At 68.4% G+C, this 23,448-nt stretch carries 23 protein-coding genes; 10 read left to right on the top strand and 13 right to left on the bottom strand.

From position 1 onward, the window contains the following. Nucleotides 1-273 precede the first annotated feature (273 nt). Together accA and tilS are read left to right on the top strand one after the other, a co-directional pair. Nucleotides 274-1,227, top strand: a complete 954-nt coding sequence (gene accA / locus AC5W54_RS06660; protein ID WP_495961285.1) for an acetyl-CoA carboxylase carboxyl transferase subunit alpha — start codon at nt 274-276, stop codon at nt 1,225-1,227. Nucleotides 1,228-1,420: 193 nt separating this feature from the next. Next, a complete protein-coding gene (tilS, locus tag AC5W54_RS06655; protein ID WP_495961284.1) occupies nt 1,421-2,707 on the top strand; it encodes a tRNA lysidine(34) synthetase TilS in 1,287 nt (428 codons plus the stop codon). Here tilS and ppx read toward each other — a convergent pair. Then, nucleotides 2,682-4,226, bottom strand: coding sequence for an exopolyphosphatase (ppx, locus tag AC5W54_RS06650; RefSeq protein ID WP_495961283.1), 1,545 nt, complete (start codon nt 4,224-4,226; stop codon nt 2,682-2,684). The genes tilS and ppx overlap by 26 nt on opposite strands. Before the next feature lie 457 nt (nt 4,227-4,683). On the opposite strand from ppx, the gene rho reads away from it, so the two are divergent. The 7 genes from rho to AC5W54_RS06615 all read left to right on the top strand — a co-directional run bounded on the left by rho (nt 4,684) and on the right by AC5W54_RS06615 (nt 11,590). Next, on the top strand, nt 4,684-5,943 hold the full coding sequence (rho, locus tag AC5W54_RS06645; RefSeq protein WP_495961282.1) for a transcription termination factor Rho: 1,260 nt from the start codon (nt 4,684-4,686) through the stop codon (nt 5,941-5,943). A gap of 76 nt (nt 5,944-6,019) precedes the next feature. Next, entirely contained in the window at nt 6,020-7,516 is a 1,497-nt protein-coding gene (ubiD, locus tag AC5W54_RS06640) for a 4-hydroxy-3-polyprenylbenzoate decarboxylase (protein WP_495961281.1), read from the top strand. Next, the gene (locus AC5W54_RS06635) at nt 7,513-8,292 is read left to right on the top strand and encodes an NAD(P)H-flavin reductase (protein WP_495961280.1); all 780 of its coding nucleotides are present in this window, start codon (nt 7,513-7,515) and stop codon (nt 8,290-8,292) included. Before ubiD ends, AC5W54_RS06635 begins: the two co-directional genes overlap by 4 nt. After that, nucleotides 8,289-9,002, top strand: a complete 714-nt coding sequence (gene folM, locus AC5W54_RS06630) for a dihydromonapterin reductase (RefSeq protein ID WP_495961279.1) — start codon at nt 8,289-8,291, stop codon at nt 9,000-9,002. Before AC5W54_RS06635 ends, folM begins: the two co-directional genes overlap by 4 nt. Nucleotides 9,003-9,048: 46 nt before the next feature. Further along, entirely contained in the window at nt 9,049-9,177 is a 129-nt protein-coding gene (locus tag AC5W54_RS06625; protein WP_495961278.1) for a hypothetical protein, read from the top strand. Between the two features lie 522 nt (nt 9,178-9,699). Then, nucleotides 9,700-10,764, top strand: coding sequence for a 3-deoxy-7-phosphoheptulonate synthase (locus AC5W54_RS06620; RefSeq protein WP_495961277.1), 1,065 nt, complete (start codon nt 9,700-9,702; stop codon nt 10,762-10,764). 313 nt (nt 10,765-11,077) lie between these two features. Beyond that, nucleotides 11,078-11,590 carry a DUF3087 family protein gene (locus tag AC5W54_RS06615; RefSeq protein ID WP_495961276.1) on the top strand — a complete coding sequence of 171 codons (513 nt, stop codon included), beginning with the start codon at nt 11,078-11,080 and terminating at the stop codon, nt 11,588-11,590. A 6-nt stretch (nt 11,591-11,596) separates the two neighbouring features. Here AC5W54_RS06615 and ppk1 read toward each other — a convergent pair whose 3' ends face one another. Beyond that, nucleotides 11,597-13,819 (bottom strand): polyphosphate kinase 1, encoded by a 2,223-nt coding sequence (gene ppk1, locus AC5W54_RS06610; protein WP_495961275.1) that lies wholly within the window; start codon nt 13,817-13,819, stop codon nt 11,597-11,599. 49 nt (nt 13,820-13,868) lie between these two features. Then, nucleotides 13,869-14,867 carry a porphobilinogen synthase gene (hemB, locus tag AC5W54_RS06605; RefSeq protein WP_495961399.1) on the bottom strand — a complete coding sequence of 333 codons (999 nt, stop codon included), beginning with the start codon at nt 14,865-14,867 and terminating at the stop codon, nt 13,869-13,871. 224 nt (nt 14,868-15,091) lie between these two features. Between hemB and elbB the strand changes: the two genes are divergently transcribed. Continuing rightward, nucleotides 15,092-15,760, top strand: coding sequence for an isoprenoid biosynthesis glyoxalase ElbB (gene elbB, locus AC5W54_RS06600; RefSeq protein ID WP_495961274.1), 669 nt, complete (start codon nt 15,092-15,094; stop codon nt 15,758-15,760). An 83-nt stretch (nt 15,761-15,843) separates the two neighbouring features. Here the strand turns inward: elbB and tatC are convergent, their stop codons facing one another. The 10 genes from tatC to hslV form a co-directional block, all read right to left on the bottom strand. Continuing rightward, a complete protein-coding gene (gene tatC / locus AC5W54_RS06595) occupies nt 15,844-16,608 on the bottom strand; it encodes a twin-arginine translocase subunit TatC (RefSeq protein ID WP_495961273.1) in 765 nt (254 codons plus the stop codon). Continuing rightward, nucleotides 16,605-17,048, bottom strand: a complete 444-nt coding sequence (gene tatB / locus AC5W54_RS06590; RefSeq protein ID WP_495961272.1) for a Sec-independent protein translocase protein TatB — start codon at nt 17,046-17,048, stop codon at nt 16,605-16,607. Before tatB ends, tatC begins: the two co-directional genes overlap by 4 nt. A 6-nt stretch (nt 17,049-17,054) precedes the next feature. Beyond that, nucleotides 17,055-17,321, bottom strand: a complete 267-nt coding sequence (gene tatA / locus AC5W54_RS06585) for a Sec-independent protein translocase subunit TatA (RefSeq protein WP_495961271.1) — start codon at nt 17,319-17,321, stop codon at nt 17,055-17,057. Nucleotides 17,322-17,375: 54 nt separating this feature from the next. Beyond that, entirely contained in the window at nt 17,376-17,711 is a 336-nt protein-coding gene (locus tag AC5W54_RS06580) for a phosphoribosyl-ATP diphosphatase (protein WP_495961270.1), read from the bottom strand. A gap of 58 nt (nt 17,712-17,769) precedes the next feature. Further along, on the bottom strand, nt 17,770-19,392 hold the full coding sequence (ubiB, locus tag AC5W54_RS06575) for a ubiquinone biosynthesis regulatory protein kinase UbiB (RefSeq protein ID WP_495961398.1): 1,623 nt from the start codon (nt 19,390-19,392) through the stop codon (nt 17,770-17,772). Beyond that, nucleotides 19,392-20,033, bottom strand: a complete 642-nt coding sequence (locus tag AC5W54_RS06570; protein WP_495961269.1) for a ubiquinone biosynthesis accessory factor UbiJ — start codon at nt 20,031-20,033, stop codon at nt 19,392-19,394. The genes ubiB and AC5W54_RS06570 overlap by 1 nt, the downstream gene beginning before the upstream one ends. A 7-nt stretch (nt 20,034-20,040) precedes the next feature. Next, nucleotides 20,041-20,808 (bottom strand): bifunctional demethylmenaquinone methyltransferase/2-methoxy-6-polyprenyl-1,4-benzoquinol methylase UbiE, encoded by a 768-nt coding sequence (gene ubiE / locus AC5W54_RS06565; protein WP_495961268.1) that lies wholly within the window; start codon nt 20,806-20,808, stop codon nt 20,041-20,043. A 101-nt stretch (nt 20,809-20,909) separates the two neighbouring features. Further along, nucleotides 20,910-21,293 carry a gamma-butyrobetaine hydroxylase family protein gene (locus AC5W54_RS06560; protein ID WP_495961267.1) on the bottom strand — a complete coding sequence of 128 codons (384 nt, stop codon included), beginning with the start codon at nt 21,291-21,293 and terminating at the stop codon, nt 20,910-20,912. Between the two features lie 192 nt (nt 21,294-21,485). Beyond that, nucleotides 21,486-22,808: an ATP-dependent protease ATPase subunit HslU gene (gene hslU, locus AC5W54_RS06555; protein ID WP_495961266.1), complete on the bottom strand. Its 1,323-nt coding sequence runs from the start codon at nt 22,806-22,808 to the stop codon at nt 21,486-21,488. 10 nt (nt 22,809-22,818) lie between these two features. Next, a complete protein-coding gene (hslV, locus tag AC5W54_RS06550; protein WP_495961265.1) occupies nt 22,819-23,352 on the bottom strand; it encodes an ATP-dependent protease subunit HslV in 534 nt (177 codons plus the stop codon). Nucleotides 23,353-23,448 lie beyond the last annotated feature (96 nt).

The following is a 23,448-nucleotide window of genomic DNA, read 5'->3' as shown; positions in this document are numbered from 1 at the left end:
GCCCGGCTTCCCTGACATCGAGGCATCGGGGCTGATCCGGCGACAGCCCTTCGGGGAGGCGCTGTGAACCCGTCCCTGGGCGCTACATTTGCCATCCATGGCAAATGACCTCCCCTTCGAGCTGTCCCCGGCGCCCCGCGGCATGCGATGCAAGCCCGTGAAGGAGTCGCCTTGCGCCGTGCGTTGAGGGTGCGATAATGCCTGCCACTTCCATTCTTCGCGCCGGCCGCGCTCACGCGTGCGGGCGGTGAAACACGACAAGGCATCTGGCCAATGAATCCTAATTATCTCGATTTCGAACAGCCCATCGCCGAACTCCAGGCCAAGATCGAGGAGCTGCGCCTGGTCGGCAACGACAGTCAGGTCAACCTCAACGACGAGATCGGCCGGCTCGAGGAGAAGAGCCGCAAGCTCACCGAGTCGATCTTCAAGGACCTGACCCCCTGGCAGGTCTCCCAGCTGTCGCGTCACCCCCAGCGCCCCTACACCCTCGACTACCTCGAGCATGTCTTCACCGACTTCGACGAACTCCACGGCGACCGCCACTTCGCCGACGATGCGGCCATCGTCGGCGGCGTCGCCCGCCTCGACGACCGCCCGGTGATGGTGATCGGCCACCAGAAGGGGCGCGACGTCCACGAGAAGGTGCGTCGCAACTTCGGCATGCCGCGCCCGGAGGGCTACCGCAAGGCGTGCCGCCTGATGGAGATGGCCGAGCGTTTCAGGATGCCGGTGTTGACCTTCATCGACACGCCGGGGGCGTATCCGGGCATCGATGCCGAAGAGCGCGGCCAGAGCGAGGCCATCGCCTACAACCTGGCGGTGATGTCGCGGCTCAAGACGCCGATCATCGCCACCGTGGTGGGCGAGGGCGGTTCCGGCGGGGCGCTCGCCATCGGCGTCTGCGACGAGCTCGCCATGCTGCAGTACTCCACCTACTCGGTGATCTCGCCCGAGGGCTGTGCCTCGATCCTGTGGAAGAGTGCCGAGAAGGCCTCCGACGCCGCCCAGGCCATGGGCATCACCGCCGAGCGGCTCAAGGAGCTGGGCTTCGTCGATACCCTGATTCCCGAGCCGCTGGGTGGCGCCCACCGCCACCCGGCGACGACCGCCGAGCGCATCAAGGAGGCCCTGCTGGGAAGCCTCGACCGCCTCGGGGCGATGGATACCGAGGCCCTGCTGGAGCGCCGCTATGAGCGGCTGATGAGTTACGGTAGTCCGGCCTGAGTCGGGGTGATCCTTCGGGATTCTCGGTGGGTTGGCCGGTGATTGTCGGCAGGTCTCCAGCGCTGGCGCTCCAATGGGGTCAGACCCCGGCGGGTGCCGGTTCGGCAGGCATGGAGTACTACGACAGGCAAGGCAACTTGGCCGGGGTCTGACCCCATTGGGGCCTCCTCGGTGCTTCGTTCAAGAGCTCGCCATGTCCCTTCAGCTTCTTATCGATGACGCCCTGGCCCAGACCCCGCCGGGGCGTGGCGTCTGGGTGGCCCTATCCGGTGGGCTCGACTCCTCGCTGCTGTTGACGCTCGCCGCCGCGGCCTGCCGTCGCCACCCCCGTCCACTCCATGCGTTGCATGTGCACCACGGCCTGCAGGTGGCCGCCGACGACTTCGAGGTCCACAGCCGCCGGCTCGCCTCGCGGCTCGGCGTGCCGCTGTTCGTCGAGCGGCTCGTCGTCGACCCGGCGGAGGGGCCGGGGCTCGAGGGGGCGGCCCGGGAGGCCCGCTATGCCGCCTTCGAGCGGCGCGTCCCGCCCGGCGAGACGCTGTGGCTGGCCCAGCACCGCGACGACCAGGCCGAGACCTTCCTGCTCGCCGCCTTGCGCGGCAGCGGGGTTCGCGGGCTCGCCGCGATGCCGTACCGACGCGACCTGCAGGGGCGGCGGCTCGAACGCCCGCTGCTGGACCGACCGCGGGCCGAGCTCGCGGCCGAGGCGGCTCGGCTCGACCTCGCCTGGGTCGACGACCCCTCCAACAGCGACGAGTCCCTCGACCGCAACTTCCTGCGCCGGGCCGTGATACCGCTGCTCGAGCGCCGCTGGCCCCACGCCGGCAAGGCCCTGGCGCGCAGCGCGGCGCGGGCCGGGGAAGCCGATGCGCTGCTGGAAGCGCTGGCCGCGCTCGACCTCGAGCGCCTGGGCGGCGAGGCCGGACGGTTGCCCGTGGGGGGGCTGAACGACCTGTCGGCGCCGCGCCGGCGGCTGCTGATCCGCTACGCCTGCGGACGGCTGGGGTTACCCACGCCGCCGGCGAGACGCCTGGAAACCCTGCTGGTACAGCTGGGCGCACGATCCGATGCCGAAGTGCGGGTGGCGTGGCCGGGCGGCGAGGCACGCTGCTGGCGCGGGCATCTCCATCTGCTGGCGCCCGTGGCGGCGCTGCCGCTCGACTGGCAGGCCGAATGGAGCGGCGCGGCGCCGCTCGGCACGCCCCTGGGCGAGGCGCGGGTGGCCCTATCGCGCGGCGACGGTGAGCCGGCCGGGCTGCGGGTGGCGATGCGCCGCGGTGGCGAGCGGCTGCGCCTGCCCGGCCGCGGCACCCGTGATCTCAAGCGGCTGCTGCAGGAGCTCGGTGTGCCGCCCTGGGCCCGCGAGCGACTGTTGGTGGTCCATCACGGCAGCGAGCCCGTGGCGGTACTGGATGCCGGGGCGGGGCACTGGGTCGCGGTCGCCGAGGGGTGGCTCAGCGAAGGTCCCGGGTCAGCGTGAAGCCGGCCGCCTGCTGGTAGGCGGCCTCCTGTTCGAGGTCGGTGAGCAGTAGCCCCGGGTCGTCGCTCCCGTCGAGCCCCAGCCGCAACGCGTCGCCGCGGGCCTCGAGGCGCGGCGTGGCGGGAGGCCGTTCGGGGCGGGAGTGGTTGAGCAGCACCGCCAGGCGCAGCAGCCGGGCCAGCCGGGCATGGGAGCGCCGTTCCGAGGCGGGTAGGGCCTGCCACTCCTTCAGCGGGAACTTGCGTCGATGGGCGCGGACGAGAAAGGCCAGCAGCCGCTGTTCGGGGCGCGAGAAGCCGGCGAGGTCGGCGTGCTCCAGCAGGTAGGCGCCGTGGCGGTGGAACTGGCTGTGGGAGATCGCCAGGCCGATCTCGTGGAGCCGGCTGGCCCAGTCGAGGAAGCGGGCCTGGTCGTCATCGAGCCCCCAGGCTCCGCGCACCTGCTCGAAGAGGGCGGCGGCGGTGGCGGCCACGTTGGCGGCCTGGCGCTCGTCGACTCCGTAGCAGCGCTCGAGGCTCGCCAGGGTCTTGAGGCGAGAGTCCTCGGGGCCGTTGCGCCCGACCATGTCGTAGAGCACCCCTTCGCGCAGGGCGCCATCGGCGTAGCGCATCGTGGTGAGCTCGAAGGCCTCGAAGATCGCGACCAGTATCGCGACTCCGGCGGGGAAGACCTTCGCCCGGTCGGCCTTGAGGCCCTCCATGGCGACCCGGTCGAGGCGCCTGCACTCGATCAGTCGCGCGCGCAGTTCGCGCAGTCCCTGTCGGGTGATCATCCCCTCGGGGGCGGTGCCCGCGGCGGCCAGCACCGCGGCGGCGGCCTTGATGGTGCCGCTGGAGCCGACCGGGTCGGCCCAGCCCAGCTCCCGGTAGGGGCGGCGAATGTTGGCCAGCTCGGAGAGGGCGGCGAGTTCGGCCCGGCGCATGCGCTGCTCGCTGATCTCGCCGTCACCGAAGAAGTGTCGGGTGAAGCTCACGCAGCCCAGGCGCAGGCTCTCCAGGGCCCGGGGCTCGAAGCGCTCGCCGATGATGAACTCGGTGGAGCCGCCACCGATGTCGACGATCAGCCGGCGGCCGTCCTCGGCCAGGGCATGGGCGGCGCCCAGATAGATCAGGCGTGCCTCCTCGCGGCCGGCCACGATCTCGATACGGCTGCCCAGCAGCGCCTCGGCCCGTTCGATGAAGACCTGGCTGTTGGTGGCGTCGCGCAGGGCGTTGGTGCCCACCACCCGCAGGTGGCCCGGGGCGATATCGGCGAGGAAGGGGGCGAAGCGGGCCAGGCACTCCAGGGCGCGCTGCATGGCCGACTCGCTCAGCCGGCCCTCGTCGTCCAGGCCGGCGGCCAACTGCACCTTCTCGCCGAGCCGGGCGACCACCTGCAGCCGGTCGTCCTGATAGTTGGCCACCAGCAGGTGGAAGCTGTTGGAGCCGAGATCGATGGCGGCGAGGCGCTGCGGGGCCGTCGCCGGCCGGCTCGCGAGCGCCCGGGAGCGGCGAGAGTGCCTGTCCGTGGGCTGGTTCATGCGGGTGTCCTTCGGTCGAGATGCCAAGGGTGCGGGCACCCCGGGGGCTTGTCAATTATGCCGGCTCGTCCGGCAGGGGTTGCGTTTGTCCGCGCCCTTGACTAGTATCGAGGCGTTCGCCTGTTCCGAATGCTTCCCGACCGCTACACGGCGTCCCCGTACCGGTCAGTTTCCAAGTCGTCAGAAAGCCCACTGCGTCAGCGTGCAATCATGGTCATATTGCCGTGAGCCGTTGATCAGGCGAAAATGATGCTGCTCCCTCGAATCTGTCATCGCCGCGGTGACCCCTTTTCCGGTCGCCCGTCCCCGGTCCGTACTTCCTGACGAGCCCCGCGATACGACGAGTGGATGCCTGCGAGGGCTCTGAACGCACTCACGCGGCGTAATCGTCTCGCCCCCTGTCTTTCCGCACGGCGCACTGCCGCCCGGCTTCCACGAGCAACTTCTGAACACACCGATGAATCTTACCGAACTCAAGCAAAAGCCAGTGCCGGAGCTGTTGGAGATCGCCCGCGAGATGGGCATCGACAACCTGGCGCGGTCCCGCAAGCAGGACATCATCTTCGCCATCCTCAAGAAGCATGCCAAGAGCGGCGAGGCCATCTACGGCGACGGGGTGCTGGAGATCCTCCAGGACGGCTTCGGTTTCCTGCGCAGCGCCGACAGCTCCTATCTCGCGGGGCCCGACGACATCTATGTGTCGCCCTCGCAGATCCGGCGCTTCAACCTGCGCAAGGGCGACTCCATTTCCGGCAAGATTCGTCCGCCGAAGGAAGGGGAGCGTTACTTCGCGCTGCTCAAGGTCAGCGAGATCAACTTCGACAAGCCGGAGAACGCCAAGCACAAGATCCTGTTCGAGAACCTTACGCCGCTGTTCCCCCAGGAGCGGCTGCGCATGGAGATCGGCAATGGCTCCACCGAGGATCTCACCGCGCGGATCATCGACCTGACCGCGCCCATCGGCAAGGGCCAGCGCGGCCTGATCGTCTCGCCGCCCAAGGCGGGCAAGACGCTGATGCTGCAGAACATCGCCACCTCGATCACCCGCAACAACCCCGAGTGCCACCTGATCGTGCTGTTGATCGACGAGCGTCCGGAAGAGGTGACCGAGATGTCGCGCACGGTGCGCGGCGAGGTGGTCGCCTCGACCTTCGACGAGCCGCCGGCGCGCCATGTCCAGGTCGCCGAGATGGTGATCGAGAAGGCCAAGCGCCTGGTCGAGCACAAGAAGGACGTGGTGATCCTGCTCGACTCCATCACCCGCCTGGCGCGGGCCTACAACACCGTGGTGCCGAGCTCGGGCAAGGTGCTTACCGGCGGCGTCGATGCCCACGCCCTGGAGAAGCCCAAGCGCTTCTTCGGCGCGGCGCGTAACATCGAGGAGGGCGGCAGCCTGACCATCATCGCCACCGCCCTGGTCGATACCGGCTCCAAGATGGACGAGGTGATCTTCGAGGAGTTCAAGGGCACCGGCAACATGGAGGCCCACCTGGACCGCAAGCTGGCCGAGAGGCGGGTCTACCCGGCGCTCAACATCCGCCGCAGCGGCACCCGCCGCGAGGACCTGATCGCCTCCGAGGACGAGATGCAGCGCATGTGGATCCTGCGCAAGCTGCTCAACCCCATGGACGACACCGCGGCCACCGAATTCCTGATCGACCGCCTCAAGGATACCAAGACCAATATCGAGTTCTTCGAGGCCATGAAGCGCCGGTAGATCCGACGCCGCAGCACCGCAAAGGGGCAGATGTTATTCTGCCCCTTTCGTCGTTCGGGAAACGGGAACTTCATCCATGAAGTACAAGGATCTGCGCGACTTCATCGCGGCCCTGGAGGCCCGGGGGGAGCTGACGCGCGTCACCGCCGAGGTCGATCCCTACCTGGAGATCACCGAGATCTGCGACCGCACCCTGCGTGCCGGCGGGCCGGCGTTGCTGTTCGAGAACGTCAAGGGACACGCCATGCCGCTGCTCGGCAACCTGTTCGGCACGCCGCAGCGGGTGGCCATGGGCATGGGCCAGGAGTCGGTGGCGGCGCTGCGCGAGGTGGGCGAGTTGCTCGCCTTCCTCAAGGAGCCCGAGCCCCCCAAGGGCTTCCGCGACGCCTGGGAGAAGCTGCCGATCTTCCGGCAGGTGATGAGCATGGGGCCGAAGACGGTGCGCTCGGCCCCGGTGCAGGCGCTGGCCTACGAGGGCGACGAGGTCGACCTCGACCGCCTGCCGATCCAGCACTGCTGGCCGGGCGACGTGGCGCCCCTGGTCACCTGGGCCCTGGTGGTGACCCGCGGTCCGCACAAGAAGCGCCAGAACCTCGGCATCTACCGCCAGCAGAAGCTCTCACGCAACCGCTTGATCATGCGCTGGCTGTCGCACCGCGGCGGGGCGCTCGACTTCCAGGAGTTTCAGCGCGCCCATCCCGGCGAGCCCTTCCCGGTGGCGGTGGCGCTGGGGGCCGACCCGGCCACCATCCTCGGCGCGGTGACCCCGGTGCCCGACAGCCTCTCCGAGTACGCCTTTGCCGGGCTGTTGCGCGGTGCGCGCACCGAGCTGGTCCAGTGCGGCCATGCCGACCTGGACGTTCCGGCGTCCGCCGAGATCATCCTGGAAGGCTTCATCTACCCCGATGACATGGCGCCGGAAGGCCCCTACGGCGACCATACCGGCTACTATAACGAAGTCGAGCAGTTCCCGGTGTTCACCGTGACCCGCATGACCATGCGCGAGCATGCCATCTACCATTCCACCTACACCGGCCGGCCACCCGATGAACCGGCGATCCTGGGGCTGGCGCTCAACGAGGTCTTCGTGCCCATCCTGAGGCGGCAGTTTCCCGAGATCGTCGACTTCTACCTGCCGCCGGAGGGCTGTTCCTACCGCATGGCGGTGGTGACCATGAAGAAGCAGTACCCGGGCCACGCCAAGCGGGTGATGATGGGGGTATGGAGCTTCCTGCGTCAGTTCATGTACACCAAGTTCGTGGTGGTGCTCGACGCCGACGTCGACGCCCGCGACTGGAAGGACGTGATCTGGGCGATCACCACGCGCATGGACCCGGCGCGGGACACCGTGCTGGTCGAGAACACGCCCATCGATTATCTCGACTTCGCCTCGCCGGTGGCCGGCCTGGGTTCCAAGATGGGCCTGGACGCCACCGGCAAGTGGCCCGGCGAGACCGACCGCGAGTGGGGCACGCCCATCGTCATGGACGAGGGCGTCAAGGCCCGCGTCAGCGAACGCTGGCACGAACTGGGCATCGCGCTCCCCCCTGACAACGACACGAGGCATTCATGACGGCAAGGACCCTGACCTGCCAGGTGACCGAGGTAGAGGATCTCACCCCCGACGTCTTCCGCGTCACTCTGGAAGGCCGTGCCGAGGCCGTGGCCCACGCGCCCGGCCAGTATCTGGAACTGAAACTCGACGACGCGACCTGGGTGCCGTTCTCGATCGCCAACGCCCATGGCGGCGATGGCGTGATCGAGCTGCATATCCAGCACTGGCCGGAGCGTGAGAACTCGGCCCGGCTGCGCGAGATGGTCGCGGTGGCGGAACGGCTCACCCTGCGCCTGCCCGGCGGCGACTGCGTGCTCGACCCGTACAGCGCCCGGCCCCTGCTGCTGGTCGCCGCCGGCACCGGCTTCGCCCAGATGAAGGCGATCGTCGAGGCGGCACTGGCCGCCGACCCCGCGCGATGCATCGATCTCTGGTGGGCGGCCCGAGAGCATCGCGACCTTTATCTGGAGCGGCTGCCGCGGGAGTGGGCCGAGACCCACACCGACTTCCGCTTCCACGTGGTCACCGAAGTTGTGCCCGAGGAGCCGGTGGCGGGCGAGCGGATCCTCGCCCATCGCGGTCGCATCGACCAGGCCCTGGCCGAGGGGCTCGACGACGTCGCCGGCCATGACGTCTACCTCTCGGGATCGCCGGGCATGGTCTACGCCTGCGTCGACGTGCTGGCCTCCCTGGGGCTCGAGCGCTCGCGGGTCTTCTCGGACGTCTTCGCCTATGCACCGCGCGAGCCGCTGGTGCCCACGGTGGGCAGCCTGGTGCGGGAGAGGCTCGGATGAGCGCCGCCCCGATCCTGATCACCGGCGGTGCCCAGCGCCTGGGGCGTCACTGTGCCGAACGCCTGCGCGACGACGGCCATCCGGTGATCGTCAGCTACCGCCGCGAACGTCCCGAATTGGAGGAACTGCGCGTGCGGGGCATCGTGACGCTCGGGGCCGACTTCTCGACCGAGGCGGGGATACTCGACTTTATCGCGCGGCTCAAGGAGCACACCGATGCGTTGCGGGCGATCGTCCACAACGCCAGCGACTGGGCGCCGGATGCCGACGGCGAGGCGGCCGGGGCCGAGTTCGAGCGGCTGTTCCGCATCCACATGCTGGCGCCCTATCTGATCAACCTGCACTGTCGTGAGTTGCTCGAGGCGTGCAGCGAGCCCCAGCGCGACATCGTGCACCTGACCGACTACGTGGTGCAGAAGGGCTCGAAGAAGCACGCCGCCTATGCCGCCACCAAGGCGGGGCTGGCCAACCTGACGCTCTCCTTCGCGGCCCAGTACGCCCCGTCGATCCAGGTCAACGCCATCGCCCCGGCACTGATCATGCTGGGCGAGGGCGACAGCGAGCGCTATGTCGAGAAGGCGAAGGCCAAGTCGGCGATGGAGATGATCCCGGGGCCCGGGGTGATCTACCAGAGCCTGCGCTACCTGCTCGACAATCGTTACGTCACTGGGATCACCCTGCCGGTCGATGGCGGGCGGCATCTCCGCTAGAATCCCCACCACCCTGACAATGCAACCCTCGAAGAAGGAGTACCGGATGGCCGAACACGACGATGACTTCAAGGACGAGAGCGGCCTGCTGGCCGTGGTACTGGGCCTGGTGGTGCTGGTGAGCATGAGCGCTCTGCCGGCCACCATCGGCTGGGTGCAGGTCGCCGGCAGCTGATCGCCGCCGGCCGGGCTTGCCAAGCCCGGTTCGTTGCGGCACGATGGCGAGTATCGCTCAGGAGATGACCATGACACCGACCCGCCCCTCAGCCACTCGTTGCCCGAACGCCGCCCGCGGCGTGATGGCCGCCGGCGTTGGCGAGGCGCTCGTTGCGGGGCGTCGCTATTGGTCTGGATATTGGTTTAGCACCGGCGTGCCGGTGGCCATGTCCTGACGACCGACTGAGCAGAGACAGCGCCGCGAGGCACGCCCCCCAAGGGTTGCCTCCGCCACAGAACCCCCGGACGGCAATCCCGCCCGGGGGTTCTGCTTTTCGGGACGACACGAGACCTTCATCGAGGAGACGCATCATGACCGCAGCCATCGCTTTCCCGCTCCGTTACCCGACCCTCGGTCGCGGCTATTACGGCGCCTGGCGATTTAGCGACGCGCGGTCGGGCCAGTGCGCCACCTCCGACCGTGATGCCATCGGTGGCACGACCTCGACACGATGTTTGCCCGCTTCACGGAGTTGATGCCATGACCGCTTCTCTCGCCACCGCGACCCTGAACGACACCGCCCGTCCCACCACCCCTCCCGTCCGTGCCCTGCCTACCGCCGGTGAGCTGCGCCGCGTGCTGCCGCTCGGCCCCGGCCTCGCCGAGCGGGTCGACGCCCACCGCCGGGCCATCCGCGACATCCTTGACGGCCGCGACGACCGCCTGCTGGTGGTGGTCGGCCCCTGTTCCATCCATGACCCCGACGCCGCCCTGGCCTACGCCCGTCGCCTGGCCGAGCTGGCGCCGCGGGTCGACGACCGCCTGCTGATCGTGATGCGGGTCTATGTCGAGAAGCCGCGCACCACCGTGGGCTGGAAGGGGCTCGCCTACGACCCGGCCCTGGACGGCAGCGGCGACATGGCGACCGGGCTGGAACTCTCGCGCCGGCTGATGCGCGACATCGCCGCGCTCGGCCTGCCGGTGGCCACCGAGCTGCTGCAGCCGATGCTGGCCCCCTACCTCGACGACCTGCTGGCCTGGGTCGCGATCGGCGCCCGCACCACCGAGTCCCAGCTGCACCGGGAGCTGGCCAGCGGCCTGCCGGCCGTGGTGGGCTTCAAGAACGCCACCAGCGGCGATATCGGCGTGGCGCTCGACGCCATGCGCGCCGCGGCCCATCCCCACCGCCACTTCGGCCTCGATGGGGAAGGGCGGCCGGTGGTGCAGGAAACCGCCGGCAACGCCCATACCCATCTGGTGCTGCGCGGCGGCCATGGCGAGCCCAACTACCAGGCACGGCACGTGCAGGCGGCACGCCGCGCCCTGGAGCAGGCCGGCCTGGTACCGCGGCTGATGGTCGACTGCAGCCACGCCAACGCGCGCAAGGACCATCGCCGCCAGAGCGAAGTGCTGCTCGACGTGCTCGACCAACGTCAGGCCGGCGAGTCTGCCCTGTGTGGCCTGATGATCGAGAGCCATCTCCATGAGGGCAAGCAGCCGCTGGCCCCGGGCCGACTGCGCTACGGGGTCTCGGTCACCGACGCCTGCCTCGGCTGGGAGACCACCGAGCAGCTGCTGCTCAGCGCCGCGGAGCGCCTGCGCTGAGGTGGTCCGTAGCGAGGGGCGCCGGGGGTAGGCCGAAGAGGAGGTCATTCTTCAGGGGTGAGGCGAAAGCCGAACGGGCACGCCATGGATGGCGTGCACCGGCCTTGCAAGCGGAGCAGGACGCGAGAGCGCAGCAAGAAGAATGTAGCGCCCAGGGAAGGGTTCACAGCGCCTCCTCGAAGGCCTGCCGCCGGATCAGCCCCGAGTGGTGCAGCCTATCTGCAATGCGCTGGGGACGATGGAGAAGGCCTGTACCCCGGGTGGCGATGTCGGGATAATGCCGTCGATTCACGACTCGTCGCCCGGAGGCCCCATGCCGTTCCAGTTCGAAGACCACGACCCCGAAACCTATCGCCGCAAGGCGCGGATGATCAGCCTGGCGATGGCCGGCCAGCTGATCGTCTTCGGGCTGGTGTTCTCGCAGCTGTTGAGCGCCGCCTTCGACGGAGGCTTCTGGCTCAATGCCCTGGGGGTGCTGCTGGGCCTGTTGGCCACCAGCCTGGTGTTCGCGGTGTTGCGCGAGCGCCCCTGGATGAACGAGATGCGCTATGTGTGGCAGCTCAAGCACCACCTGTCGCGGGTCAGCGGCTACCTGCCGGCGCTGCGGCGGGCCGTGGCGGAGGACAACGACACGGCGCTCGCCGTGCTCTCCTTCTACCACCAGGGCATGGCCCAGCTCGCCGAGCTCAACGGGCGCACCCTCGACGACGACGCCGAGCTGCTCGCCGAGCGCGAGACCGTCAGGATCGCCCGCCGGGAGAGAGGATTGCCCGAGCGGGTCGACGGCTTCGACCCCGAGGACCTGCGCGCCTTCCGTCGCGGCTGAGCGGCGTCAGGCTCGCGCCGCGTAGGCGTAGAGCAGCGTCTCCTGGGCGCTGATCGGGGCCTCGTCGCCGGGCACCCGCTTCAGGTAGCTGCCGTCGGGCTGCAGCAGCCAGCTCTGGCAGTTGTCCACCAGGTAGGTCTCCAGGTCCTTGCGTACCCGGGCGGCGAGCTTCTTCTCCAGCAGCGGGAAGCCGATCTCCACCCGGTGGAACATGTTGCGGGCCATGAAGTCGGCGCTGGAGCACCAGGTCTCCGGCTTGCCGTCGTTGTGGAAGTGGAAGACCCGGGTGTGCTCGAGGAAGCGGCCGATGATCGAGCGCACCCGGATGGTCTCCGAGACGCCGGGAATGCCCGGCCGCAGGCAGCACATGCCGCGGATGATCAGGTCGCATGCTACGCCGGCCTGTGAGGCGCGGTAGAGCGCCTGGATCAGCTTCGGCTCGGTCAGCGAGTTGCACTTGACGATCAGGTGGGCGCGCTTGCCCTGACGGGCATGCTCGGCCTCCCGGTCGATCCTGGCCACCAGCCCCTCGTGGAGGGTGAAGGGGGCGTGCAGCAGGGTCTCGATCCGACGGGTCTGGCCCATCCCCGAGAGTTGCTGGAAGACCCGGTGAACGTCCTCGCACAGCCCCCGGTGGGCGGTGAGCAGGCTGTAGTCGGTATAGAGCCGGGCCGTCCTCGAGTGATAGTTGCCGGTGCCCAGGTGGGCGTAGTGGCGCAGCTTGCCGCGCTCGCGGCGCACGATATGCAGCATCTTGGCGTGGGTCTTGTAGGCCATGACGCCATAGATGACGATGGCGCCGGCCTCCTGCAACCGCGAGGCCAGGGCCAGGTTGTCGGCCTCGTCGAAGCGCGCGCGCAGCTCGATCACCACCGTGACCTCCTTGCCGTTGCCGGCGGCCTCTACCAGGGCATCGACGATGGGTGAGTCGGCCCCGGTGCGGTAGAGGGTCTGCTTGATCGCCAGCACCTCGGCATCGCGGGCCGCCTCGCGCAGCAGTTCCTCCACCGGCGAGAAGGCCTGGAAGGGGTGGTGCAGCAGGATGTCGCCGGCGGCGATGGCGGCGAACAGGCTCTCCTTGCGGCCCAGCGGCCTGGGCAGCCCCGGGGTGAACGGCCGGTAGAGCAGCTCGGGACGGTCCACCTCGTGCAGCACCGACATCATGCGGGTCAGGTTCACCGGCCCGTCGACGCGATAGAGGTCGCTCTCCTCCAGGGAGAACTGGGCGAGCAGGAAGCGCGCCAGCTCGTCGGGGCAGTTGGTGGCCACTTCGAGTCGTACCCCGCTGCCGTAGCGGCGTGCCAGCAGTTCGCCGCGCAGCGCCGAGGCAAGGTCCGAGACCTCCTCCGGGTCCACCGAGAAGTCGGCGTTGCGGGTCAGGCGGAACTGGTAGCAGCCGCGCACCGCCATGCCGGGAAAGACCTCCTCGGCATGGGCATGGATCATCGACGACAGGAAGACGTACTCGCTGAAGCCCTCCTCGCAGAACTCGGCGGGCAGGGCGATCACCCGCGGCAGCGAGCGCGGCGCCGGCAGGATGGCCAGGCCGCCCTCGCGGCCGAAGGCGTCCGTGCCCTCCAGCTCGACGATGAAGTTGAGGCTCTTGTTGACCAGCCGCGGGAAGGGATGGGACGGGTCCAGGCCGATAGGGCTCAGCACCGGCATGATCTCGGCATCGAAAGTGTCGCGGACCCAGGCCCGCTGGGCCTCGCTCCAGTCGTCGCGGCGGCGGAAGCGCAGCTTGTGGGCCTCCAGGGCGGGCATCAGCACCTCGTTGAGGATCCGGTACTGACGCGCCACCTGCTCGTGGACGATGCGCGAGATCTCGGCGAGCACCGAGCGTGGCGCGCGCCCGTCGGCGCCACTGGCGTCGTCCTCCAGCGCCACCTGGTTCTTCAGCCCGGCCACGCGGATCTCGAAGAACTCGTCCAGGTTGGAGGAGAAGATCAGCAGGAACATCAGCCGGTTGAGCAGCGGGTGGGCCTCATCCAGGGCCTGCTCCATTACCCGGATATTGAACTGCAGGTGCGACAGCTCGCGATTGAAGTAGAGGCTCGGGTCGTCGAGATCGGCGTGGACCACCTTGGGCTTGATCCCGGCGCGGGTCTGGTTCAGCCGGGGCGCGGGCTGTTCGGCCGTCGTCTCGCTGGGCAGGGGCTCGCCGGCCAGGGGCTCGGCCGGCGAGACATCGGTGTGGCCATGGCTGTCGGGACTGCGCGGGTCTTCCATCCGGTCTCCTGGCATCGATGGACGGGCCCCGCGCCACCGGGCCCCTTCCTCAGGGGGCGAGCAGCCTCGCCGCCCGCTTGGCGAAATAGGTCAGCACGCCGTCGGCACCGGCGCGCTTGAAGCAGAGCAGCGACTCGAGGATGACCTCGTCGGCGTCGAGCCAGCCATGGTCGAAGGCGGCCATGTGCATGGCGTACTCGCCGCTGACCTGGTAGGCGAAGGTCGGGACCTTCAGCTCCTCCTTGACCCGGCGTACCACATCGAGATAGGGCATGCCGGGCTTGATCATCACCATGTCGGCCCCCTCGGCGAGGTCGAGGGCCACCTCGTGGAGCGCCTCGTCGCCGTTGGCCGGGTCCATCTGGTAGGTGGTCTTGTCGGCACGGCCCAGGTTGGCGGCGGAGCCCACGGCGTCACGGAAGGGGCCGTAGTAACGCGAGGCGTACTTGGCGCTGTAGGCCATGATGCGGGTATTGACCAGGTGCTCCTGCTCGAGCACCTGGCGGATGGCACCGATGCGCCCGTCCATCATGTCCGAGGGGGCCACCACGTCGGCGCCGGCCTCGGCGTGGGAGAGCGCCTGCTTGAGCAGGGTCTCGACGGTGCGGTCGTTGTGCACGTAACCGTGCTCGTCGAGGATGCCGTCCTGGCCATGGCTGGTGTAGGGGTCCAGGGCCACGTCGGTCATGATACCGAGCTCGGGGATGGCGTCCTTGAGGGCGCGCACGCTGCGCTGGACCAGGCCGGCGGAGCTGTAGGCCTCCTCGGCCATCTCGCTCTTCAGCGGGGCATCGACCACCGGGAACAGCGCCAGGGCGGGAATGCCCAGCGCCCGGGCTTCACGAGCCTCTTCGATGAGCAGGTCCAGCGACAGGCGCTCGACACCGGGCATGGAGGGCACGGCTTCCCGCTGGCCCTCGCCCTCCAGCACGAATACCGGCCAGATCAGGTCGGCGGGAGTCAGCAGCGATTCACGCATCAGGCGGCGCGAGAAGTCGTCGCGACGCATGCGACGCAGGCGGGTGGCGGGGAACTGGCGTGTGGTCATGAAACTCAAGGCGTCTCTCCAGCGGTGGGGTCGGGACCGCCACGGAGTCAGTGTGGGGGTCGTCGATGGCGGTTCGATGACAGGCAACGTATTGCCTTGGAGTATATCAGTGCGGCACTGCGTCGAAAGTCGCGCCTTGTCGCACCCCGGGCGACTCTCTAAAGTGTTGGGTTCGGATTATCGCGCCTGCCCGTCGGCAGGCGAAGACCTTCAAGGAGATAGGCATGAGCAAACAGGTGGCGGTCATCCTCTCGGGCTGCGGCGTGTTCGATGGCTCGGAGATCTACGAGACCACCCTGACCCTGCTGCGCCTCGATCAGCTGGGCATCGGCTATCGCTGTTTCGCTCCCGACATTGCGCAGCATCACGTCATCGACCACCGCAGCGGCGACGTGGTCGAGGGCGAGTCGCGCAACGTGCTGGTGGAGTCGGCACGCCTGGCCCGAGGCGAGATCACCCCACTGGGCGAGCTCGACGCCGCTGGGTTCGACGCGGTGATCCTGCCGGGTGGCTTCGGCGCCGCCAAGACCCTCTCGACCTTCGCCGAGGCTGGCGACGAGATGGAGGTGCTCGGCGAGCTGGCCGAGGTCCTCGCCGGCTTTCGCGAGGCGCGCAAGCCGATCGGCCTGATGTGCATCAGTCCGGTGATGGTGCCGCGCCTGCTGGGGCCCGGCATCGCCGTGACCATCGGGCACGACCCGAGTGTGGCCGGGGCGATCAGCGCCATGGGCGGGCTGCACCGCAGCTGCGGCGTCGAGGACATCGTGGTCGACTTCGAGAACCGGGTGGTCACCACCCCGGCCTACATGCTGGCGACCCGCATCAGCGAGGCGGCTACCGGCATCTTCAAGCTGGTCGACCGCGTGGACGAGCTGATGGATTTGCAAGCCTGAAGCTGGAAGAGCGCCGCTTCGCGGCTGGAAGCTAGAAGAAAGATCTTGACACAGGGATTGGTGGCGACTGGCTGCCTTCCAGCTTACGGCTCGTCGCCTTCCGCCTCGCGCTTCTTGCGCCGTGCCAGGCGGCCGAACAGCAGACCCACCTCGTAGAGCAGGTACATGGGGACCGCCAGCAGGCTCTGGGAGATCACGTCCGGGGGGGTCAGCAGCATACCCACCACGAAGCAGCCGAGGATGATGTAGGGGCGTTTCTTCGCCAGGCTCTCCACCGTGGTGGCACCGGAGGCGATCAGCAGGAAGGTGGCGATGGGGATCTCGAAGGCCACGCCGAAGGCGAAGAACAGTTTCAGCACGAAGTTGAGGTACTGGTTGATGTCGGTCATCACCGCCACGTTCTCCGGCCCGGTCTGGGTGAAGAACTGGAACAGCAGCGGGAAGACCACGTAGTAGGCGAAGGCGGCACCGGCGTAGAAGAGCATCACGCTGGAGGCCAGGATGGGCAGCGCCAGGGCCTTCTCGTTGTCGTAGAGGCCGGGAGCGACGAAGGCCCAGGCCTGATGCAGCACGTAGGGGATGGCAACGAACACCGCCAGCACCAGCGTCAGCTTGAAGGGCGCCAGGAAGGGCGAGGCCACCTCGGTGGCGATCATCTGCGAGCCTTCCGGCAGCAGCGCCATCAGCGGCTGGGCCACGAAGGTGTAGATCTCGTTGGCGAAGGGATAGAACCCGAGGAAGATCACCAGGATCGCGACCACCGAGCGCAGCAGCCGCGAACGCAGCTCGATCAAGTGCTCGATCAGTGGGGCCTGGTTCTGCTCCTGGGAGTCACCGGTCTTGCTCATCGGGAGGTGGGGTCCTTGTCGACGGCGTCGGCAGGTTCATCGGAAGGCGTGTCGAGGCGCGCGCGGGCCAGGGCGTCGTCCAGGCGTTTCTCCGGCGGCTCGCTCGGCGTCGCCGGTTCTTCGGCGGCCTCGCGGCCGGAGGCCGGGCCCTGCTGCTTGTCGTCCGCCTGGCCGGATTCCGGCTCGGCGAGACTCTCCACGTCGCGCTTGACCTGTTTGACGCTCTCGTCGAGCTTCTTCTGCTGCTCGTTGAGCTTCTGACGCAGCTCTTCGGCCTCGAGCTGGGCGCTGATCTCGCGCTGCATGCCGGAGACGGTCCGCTTGATCTTGCCGATCCACAGGCCCAGGGTACGCGCGGCCTTGGGCAGACGCTCCGGCCCCAGCACCAGCAGGCCTACCACGCCGATGATCAGCAGTTCGAGAAAGCCCATATCGAACATGGCGGTTTACTTGCGCTCTTCCTGGTCCTCGACCTTCCGCTCGGCCTTGACGTCATAGGTCTCCCCGCCGTCGTCCTGGCTGACCTTGGCCTGGGGCTTCTCTTCACCCTCGTCCTTCTCCTGCTCCTTGTCGTCCTCGTGCATGGCCTTCTTGAAGCCCTTCACGGCGCCACCCAGGTCGCCGCCGACATTGCGCAGCTTCTTGGTGCCGAAGATCAGGATGATGATGCCGAGTACGATCAGCAGCTGCCAGATACTGATACCACCTAACATATGGGTTTCCTCTGGTTGGGGGCTACGGGAAGACCCCGGAATGGCCAGTTCGTTCTATTGTTGCCTTGCGGCTTTCTCGTCGTGTCCGGAGACACCGAAGCGGCGAGCCAGTTCGTCGAGCACGGACCGGTGATCGAGATCCAGGTGCGCCAGCATCACCAGGCTATGAAACCACAGATCGGCCGTTTCGGCGATCAGCGCTTGCCGCTCGGCGTCGCCGCCATGCTCGGCATCCTTGGCCGCCAGCAGGGTCTCGGTGGCTTCCTCGCCCACCTTCTCGAGTATCTTGTTCAGGCCCTTGTGATGCAAGGCGGCGACGTAGGAGTCCTGCGGGTCGGCCTGGCGTCGTTGATCCAGGACAACCTGCAGGCGGTCGAGAATATCGCTCATCGATGACGGTTCCCTTGACGTGTGTCTAATGGGTGTGACCCCGCATTTCGGCCAAGGGTCAGTGCCAGGCCAGCAGCAGCACGCCGATGACGGCGGCGGCCACCACCGGCCAGGGTTGCCCCGTGGCCCACTGGGTCAGTGGCTGCCAGGCCAGCGCCAGGGCCAGCAGCAGCAGCCCCAGTCGCAGGCGGCGACGGCTGTTGCCCTGGCGCTGCAGCAGGCTGCGGATGCCGCTCATCGCCTCGGTCTGTCGATGACGCTGCCGATGTTCGTGCTCGACGCGGCTCAGCGCCTGGTGGGCCAGCACCGGCAGTTCCGGCAGCTGGCGCGTCAGCTCCGGCGCCTGGCGCTTGAGCGAGTCCCAGAAGCCGCTGACGCCGGCTCGCTCCTTCATCCACTCCTCGAGATAGGGCTTGGCGGTGCGCCACAGGTCCAGGTCGGGATAGAGCTGCCGACCCAGCCCCTCGATGTTGAGCAGTGTCTTCTGCAGCAGCACCAACTGTGGCTGGACCTCCATGTTGAAGCGCCGCGCGGTCTGGAACAGCCCCAGCAGCACCTGGCCGAAGGAGATATCCTTGAGCGGCTTCTCGAGGATCGGCTCGCAGACGGTGCGGATCGCCGCCGCGAACTCGTTGGCCCGGGTGTTCTCGCCGACCCAGCCCGACTCGATGTGCAGCGCGGCCACCTCGTAGTAGTCCTGGTGGAAGAAGGCCAGCAGATTGCGCGCCAGGTAGTCCTGGTCCTCGCGGGTGAGGCTGCCGACGATGCCGCAGTCGATGGCGATGTACTGCGGGTCGTGGGGGCGCTCGAAGGAGACGAAGATATTGCCCGGGTGCATGTCGGCGTGGAAGAAGTTGTCGCGGAACACCTGGGTGAAGAAGATCTCCACGCCGCGTTCGGCGAGCTTCTTGAGGTCGGTACCCTGGGCGACCAGGGCCGCGGTGTCGGCCACCGGCACCCCATGGATGCGCTCCTGCACCATGACCCGGCGACGGGTCAGCTCCCAGTGGGTCGCCGGCACGAACAGCAGCGGCGAGTCCTTGAAGTTGCGCTTGAGCTGGGAGGTGTTGGCGGCCTCCTTGGTCAGGTCGAGCTCGTCGAACAGGGTCGCCTCGTAGTCGCGCACCACCTCGACCGGGCGCAGCCGGCGCGCCTCCGGGATATGCTTGAGGATGCTCGCGACGCGGTACATCAACGCCATGTCCTGGCGCATCACCCGCTCGATGTCGGGGCGGATGATCTTGACCACCACCTCTTCGCCACCGTGCAGCCGCGCGGCATGGACCTGGGCGATGGAGGCCGAGGCGAGCGCCTCGGGCTCGAAGTGCGCGAAGGCCTCGTCGGTGGACATCCCGAGCTCCTCTTCGACCCGGGCCCGCGCCTGGGCGCCGGGGAAGGGGGGGACCTGGTCCTGCAGGCGGCGCAGCTCGTCGGCGATGTCCTCGGGCAGCAGGTCGCGTCGGGTCGAGAGCACCTGGCCGAACTTGACGAAGATCGGGCCCAGCGCCTCCAGCGCCAGGCGCAGGCGCGCGCCGCGCGAGCGCGGACCGATCGGCACCAGGCGCAGCGGCGAGAGCGTGAACAGGGTGCGCAGCGACCAGGGCAGTCGGTCCAGCGGCAGCAGGGTGTCCAACCGGAAGCGGGTGATCACCCAGAAGATACGCAGCAGCCGCAGGGCCATCATGGGCGGGCCTCCTCGGCGACCAGGCGGCGATGCAGCCGGGCGAGGCGTGCCTCGAGGCGGTCGGTGGCGACCTCCAGCTCGGTGAGGTGATCGCGCAGCACGGCGAGCTGGTGACGCCCGGGCAGCAGGCGCGCCTCCTCGAAGACATACTCGGAGACGTCGGCACAGAGCTCGTCACGGGTGCGCAGTCCCCAGCGGGCGACGCCGCGCAGCCCTTCGGCGAGGCTGTGGGCGGGGACGTCGCCGAGCCAGCGGGCGAGCTCGCCCTCCCAGTCCAGGTCGAGGTCGAGCAGCAGGTCGCGGGTCGCCTCGAGCAGGTGGATGCGCCCGCGCACGGCGAGCTTGCCCTGGAACATCAACCGCTCGATGGACGCGCCGCCGAGCAGCTCGCCGGCGGTCTCGGCGTCGAGCTCGACGATGGCGTCGAAGGTCTCCTCCGTGGTGTCGTCCGGACGCAGCAGGTCGAGGCCGTGGGGGTGGAAATGCACGGCCAGCGCCAGGGCGGGGCGCTCGAGCCGCAGCAGGAGGCGATGGCCGGCGAGGTGCGCCAGCCGCGCCGGCGCTGCCGGATCACGGGCCAGCAGGGCATTGATCGTGCGTTCCAGGCCGGCCAGCAGGAGGGTCGGGGTCAGCGACATCACGGCCTCACAGCTTGATGCCGCGGTGCAGGGCGACGATGCCGCCGGTGAGGTTGGTGTACTCGACGCGCTCCAGTCCCGCGGCTTCCATCATCCCCTTGAGGGTCTCCTGGTCGGGGTGCATGCGGATCGACTCGGCCAGGTAGCGGTAGCTGTCGCCGTCGCCGGCCACCAGCTCGCCCATCCTCGGCAGCAGGCGGAAGGAGTACTCGTCGTAGGCCCTGGAAAGCACCGGGCTGACCGGCTTGGAGAACTCCAGCACCAGCAGTCGCCCCCCGGGCTTGAGCACCCGGGTCATGGAGCGCAGGGCGGCATCCTTGTCGGTGACGTTGCGCAGGCCGAAGGCGATGGTGATGCAGTCGCAGCTGTTGTCGGGGAAGGGCAGGCACTCGGCGTTGGCCTGGACGTACTCGACGTTGCCGCCGACCCCGTTGTCGAGCAGCTTGTCGCGGCCCACCCGCAGCATCGATTCGTTGATGTCGGCCAGCACCACACGGCCGCGCGGACCCACCAGGTGCGAGAATTTCAGCGTCAGGTCGCCGGTGCCGCCGGCGATGTCGAGCACGCTGTGCCCCGGCCTGACGCCCGCGCGTTCGATGGTCAGGCGTTTCCACAGGCGGTGGATGCCCAGCGACATGAGGTCGTTCATCACGTCGTAGCGGGCCGCCACCGAGTGGAAGACGTCGGCCACGCGGGACGCCTTCTCCTCGACCCGTACCTCCTGGTAGCCGAAGTGGGTGGTGCGCTTGTCCCCGGGGCTGGAGAGAGGGCTCATGCAGTAGGGCTCCCGAATCGCTGCGGTGAGGGGAGGCGGTGGCCTCGACAATGGATGCCATTGTAGCCTCCCCCGGTTGCCCTTGTCTTGACGCCGACCGCCTACAACTGCTTGATCTCGATGCCCAAGGGCTCGCGCGAGGCGCCGGCCTCCTCCAGGCGGCGGAGATAGTCGGCCCAGTTGGCCTCCCGGTCGCGGATCAGCGCGTGCAGGTAGTCCCAGCTGTAGAGGCCGCTGTCGTGGCCGTCGTCGAAGTGCAGCTTGAGCGCATAGCGGCCGGCCTGGGTGATGTTCTTCAGGCCGACGTGCTTCTTGCCGACCTGGAGGGTGGCGGTATCGCCGCCGTGGCCGCGCACCTCGGCCGAGGGCGAGAAGACCCGCAGGTACTCCACCGACAGCCGGTAGCTCTCGCCTCCTTCGTAGGTGAGCTCGAGCTCGCGGTCCTTCTTGTGGTAATGCACCTTGGTGGGAATCGGGGCGGTCATGGTATGCCTCCGCTTATGGCGTGGTGGAGGCGCGGCTATCCCGGCGACAGACCTTCGCGGAGGCGCTGTGAACCCTCCCTGGGCGCTACCGATGCCATCCAGGGCATCGGACCTCCGCTTCGACCTGTCCCCGGCGCCGCGCAGTCCGCGCCCTAGGGCTTACAGCTTATAGCTTAAGGCTTATAGCTGGGATTAGAGAATATACCGCGACAGATCCTCGTCCATCGCCAGCTCGGCGAGCTGGGAGTCGACGTAGGCGGCGTCGATCGCGAGCGGGCTGCCGATGTCGGCGCCCTTGAACGAGGCCTCCTCGAGCAGGCGCTCCATCACCGTGTGCAGGCGGCGGGCGCCGATGTTCTCGGTGCCCTCGTTGACCTTCCAGGCGATCTCGGCGATGCGCTCGATACCGTCCGCGGTGAACGAGATGTCGAGCCCCTCGGTGGCCAGCAGGGCCTGGTACTGCTTGGTCAGCGAGGCCGAGGGTTCGGTGAGGATGCGCTTGAAGTCGTCGGGGGTCAGCGCATCGAGCTCGACGCGGATCGGCAACCGGCCCTGCAGCTCGGGAATCAGGTCCGAGGGCCGCGACAGGTGGAAGGCGCCGGAGGCAATGAACAGGATATGGTCGGTCTTGACCATGCCGTACTTGGTCGAGACCGTGGAGCCCTCGATCAGCGGCAGCAGGTCGCGCTGCACGCCCTCGCGGGAGACCTCGCCGCCGCTGGACTGGCCGCTGCCCTTGGCCACCTTGTCGATCTCGTCGAGGAAGACGATGCCGTTCTGCTCCACCGCGTCGATGGCGCGGTGCTTGATCTCCTCCTCGTTGACCAGCTTGGCGGCCTCCTCGTCGCGCAGCAGCGCGAAGGCGTCCTTCACCGCCACGCGGCGGGTCTCGGTCTTCTGCTTGCCCATGCCGGCGAACAGGCTCTGCAGCTGACTGGTCATCTCCTCCATGCCCGGCGGGGTCATGATGTCGATACCCGGGCCCTGGGGGGTGATCTCGATATCGATCTCCTTGTCGTCGAGCTGCCCTTCGCGCAGCTTCTTGCGGAAGAGCTGGCGGGTCGAGCTGTCCTGGCGAGGCGCGTCCTCCTGGCCACGGGGCGGGGGCAGCAGGGCGTCGAGGATACGATCCTCGGCGGCGTCCTCGGCACGGTGGCCGACCTCCTCCTTGGCCTGTTCGCGCACCAGCTTGATGGCGGCCTCGGTCAGGTCGCGGATGATCGATTCCACGTCGCGGCCCACGTAGCCCACCTCGGTGAACTTGGTGGCCTCGATCTTGATGAAGGGAGCCCGGGCGAGCTTGGCCAGGCGTCGGGCGATCTCGGTCTTGCCCACCCCGGTGGGGCCGATCATCAGGATGTTCTTGGGCGTCACTTCCTGGCGCAGGTCGCCCTCGAGCTGCATGCGGCGCCAGCGGTTGCGCAGGGCGATGGCCACGGCGCGCTTGGCGTCCTGCTGGCCGATGATGTACTGGTCCAGGGCGTGGACGATCTCGCGGGGGGTCATCTGGGTCATGGGGGCGGCCTTAGCGTTCCGTGGAAGAAAGCTCTTCGAGGGTGACGTGGTGGTTGGTGAACACACAGATGTCGCCGGCGATCTCCAGTGACTTCTCGGTGATCTCGCGGGCCGTGAGGTCGGTGTTCTCGAGCAGGGCGCGGGCCGCGGCCAGGGCGAAGTTGCCGCCGGAGCCGATGGCGATGATGCCACGCTCGGGTTCCACCACGTCGCCGTTGCCGGTGATGATCAGTGAGGCATCCTTGTTGGCGACGGCCAGCAGCGCCTCCAGGCGGCGCAGGGCGCGGTCGGTGCGCCAGTCCTTGGCCAGCTCCACGGCGGCCTTGACCAGATTGCCCTGGTGCTTCTCGAGTTGCGCCTCGAAGCGCTCGAAGAGGGTGAAGGCGTCGGCGGTACCGCCGGCGAAGCCCGCCAGCACCTCGCCGCGGTAGAGGCGTCGTACCTTGCTGGCATTGCCCTTCATCACGGTGTTGCCCAGCGATACCTGGCCGTCGCCGGCCAGTGCGACCTGGTCACCGCGGCGCACGGAAACGATCGTGGTCATGGAGGGGACTCCTTGGGGGAGCGGGTGGCTCCCGATGACTTTCGGCGCTGCGGGGGTGGCCCGGGCGCCGTGACTGAGCTCTCAGGGGAAGTGCGG

Source organism: Halomonas sp. LMYGS-3 (genome assembly GCF_059509875.1).
This window is presented reverse-complemented; position numbering and strand designations above follow the sequence as displayed.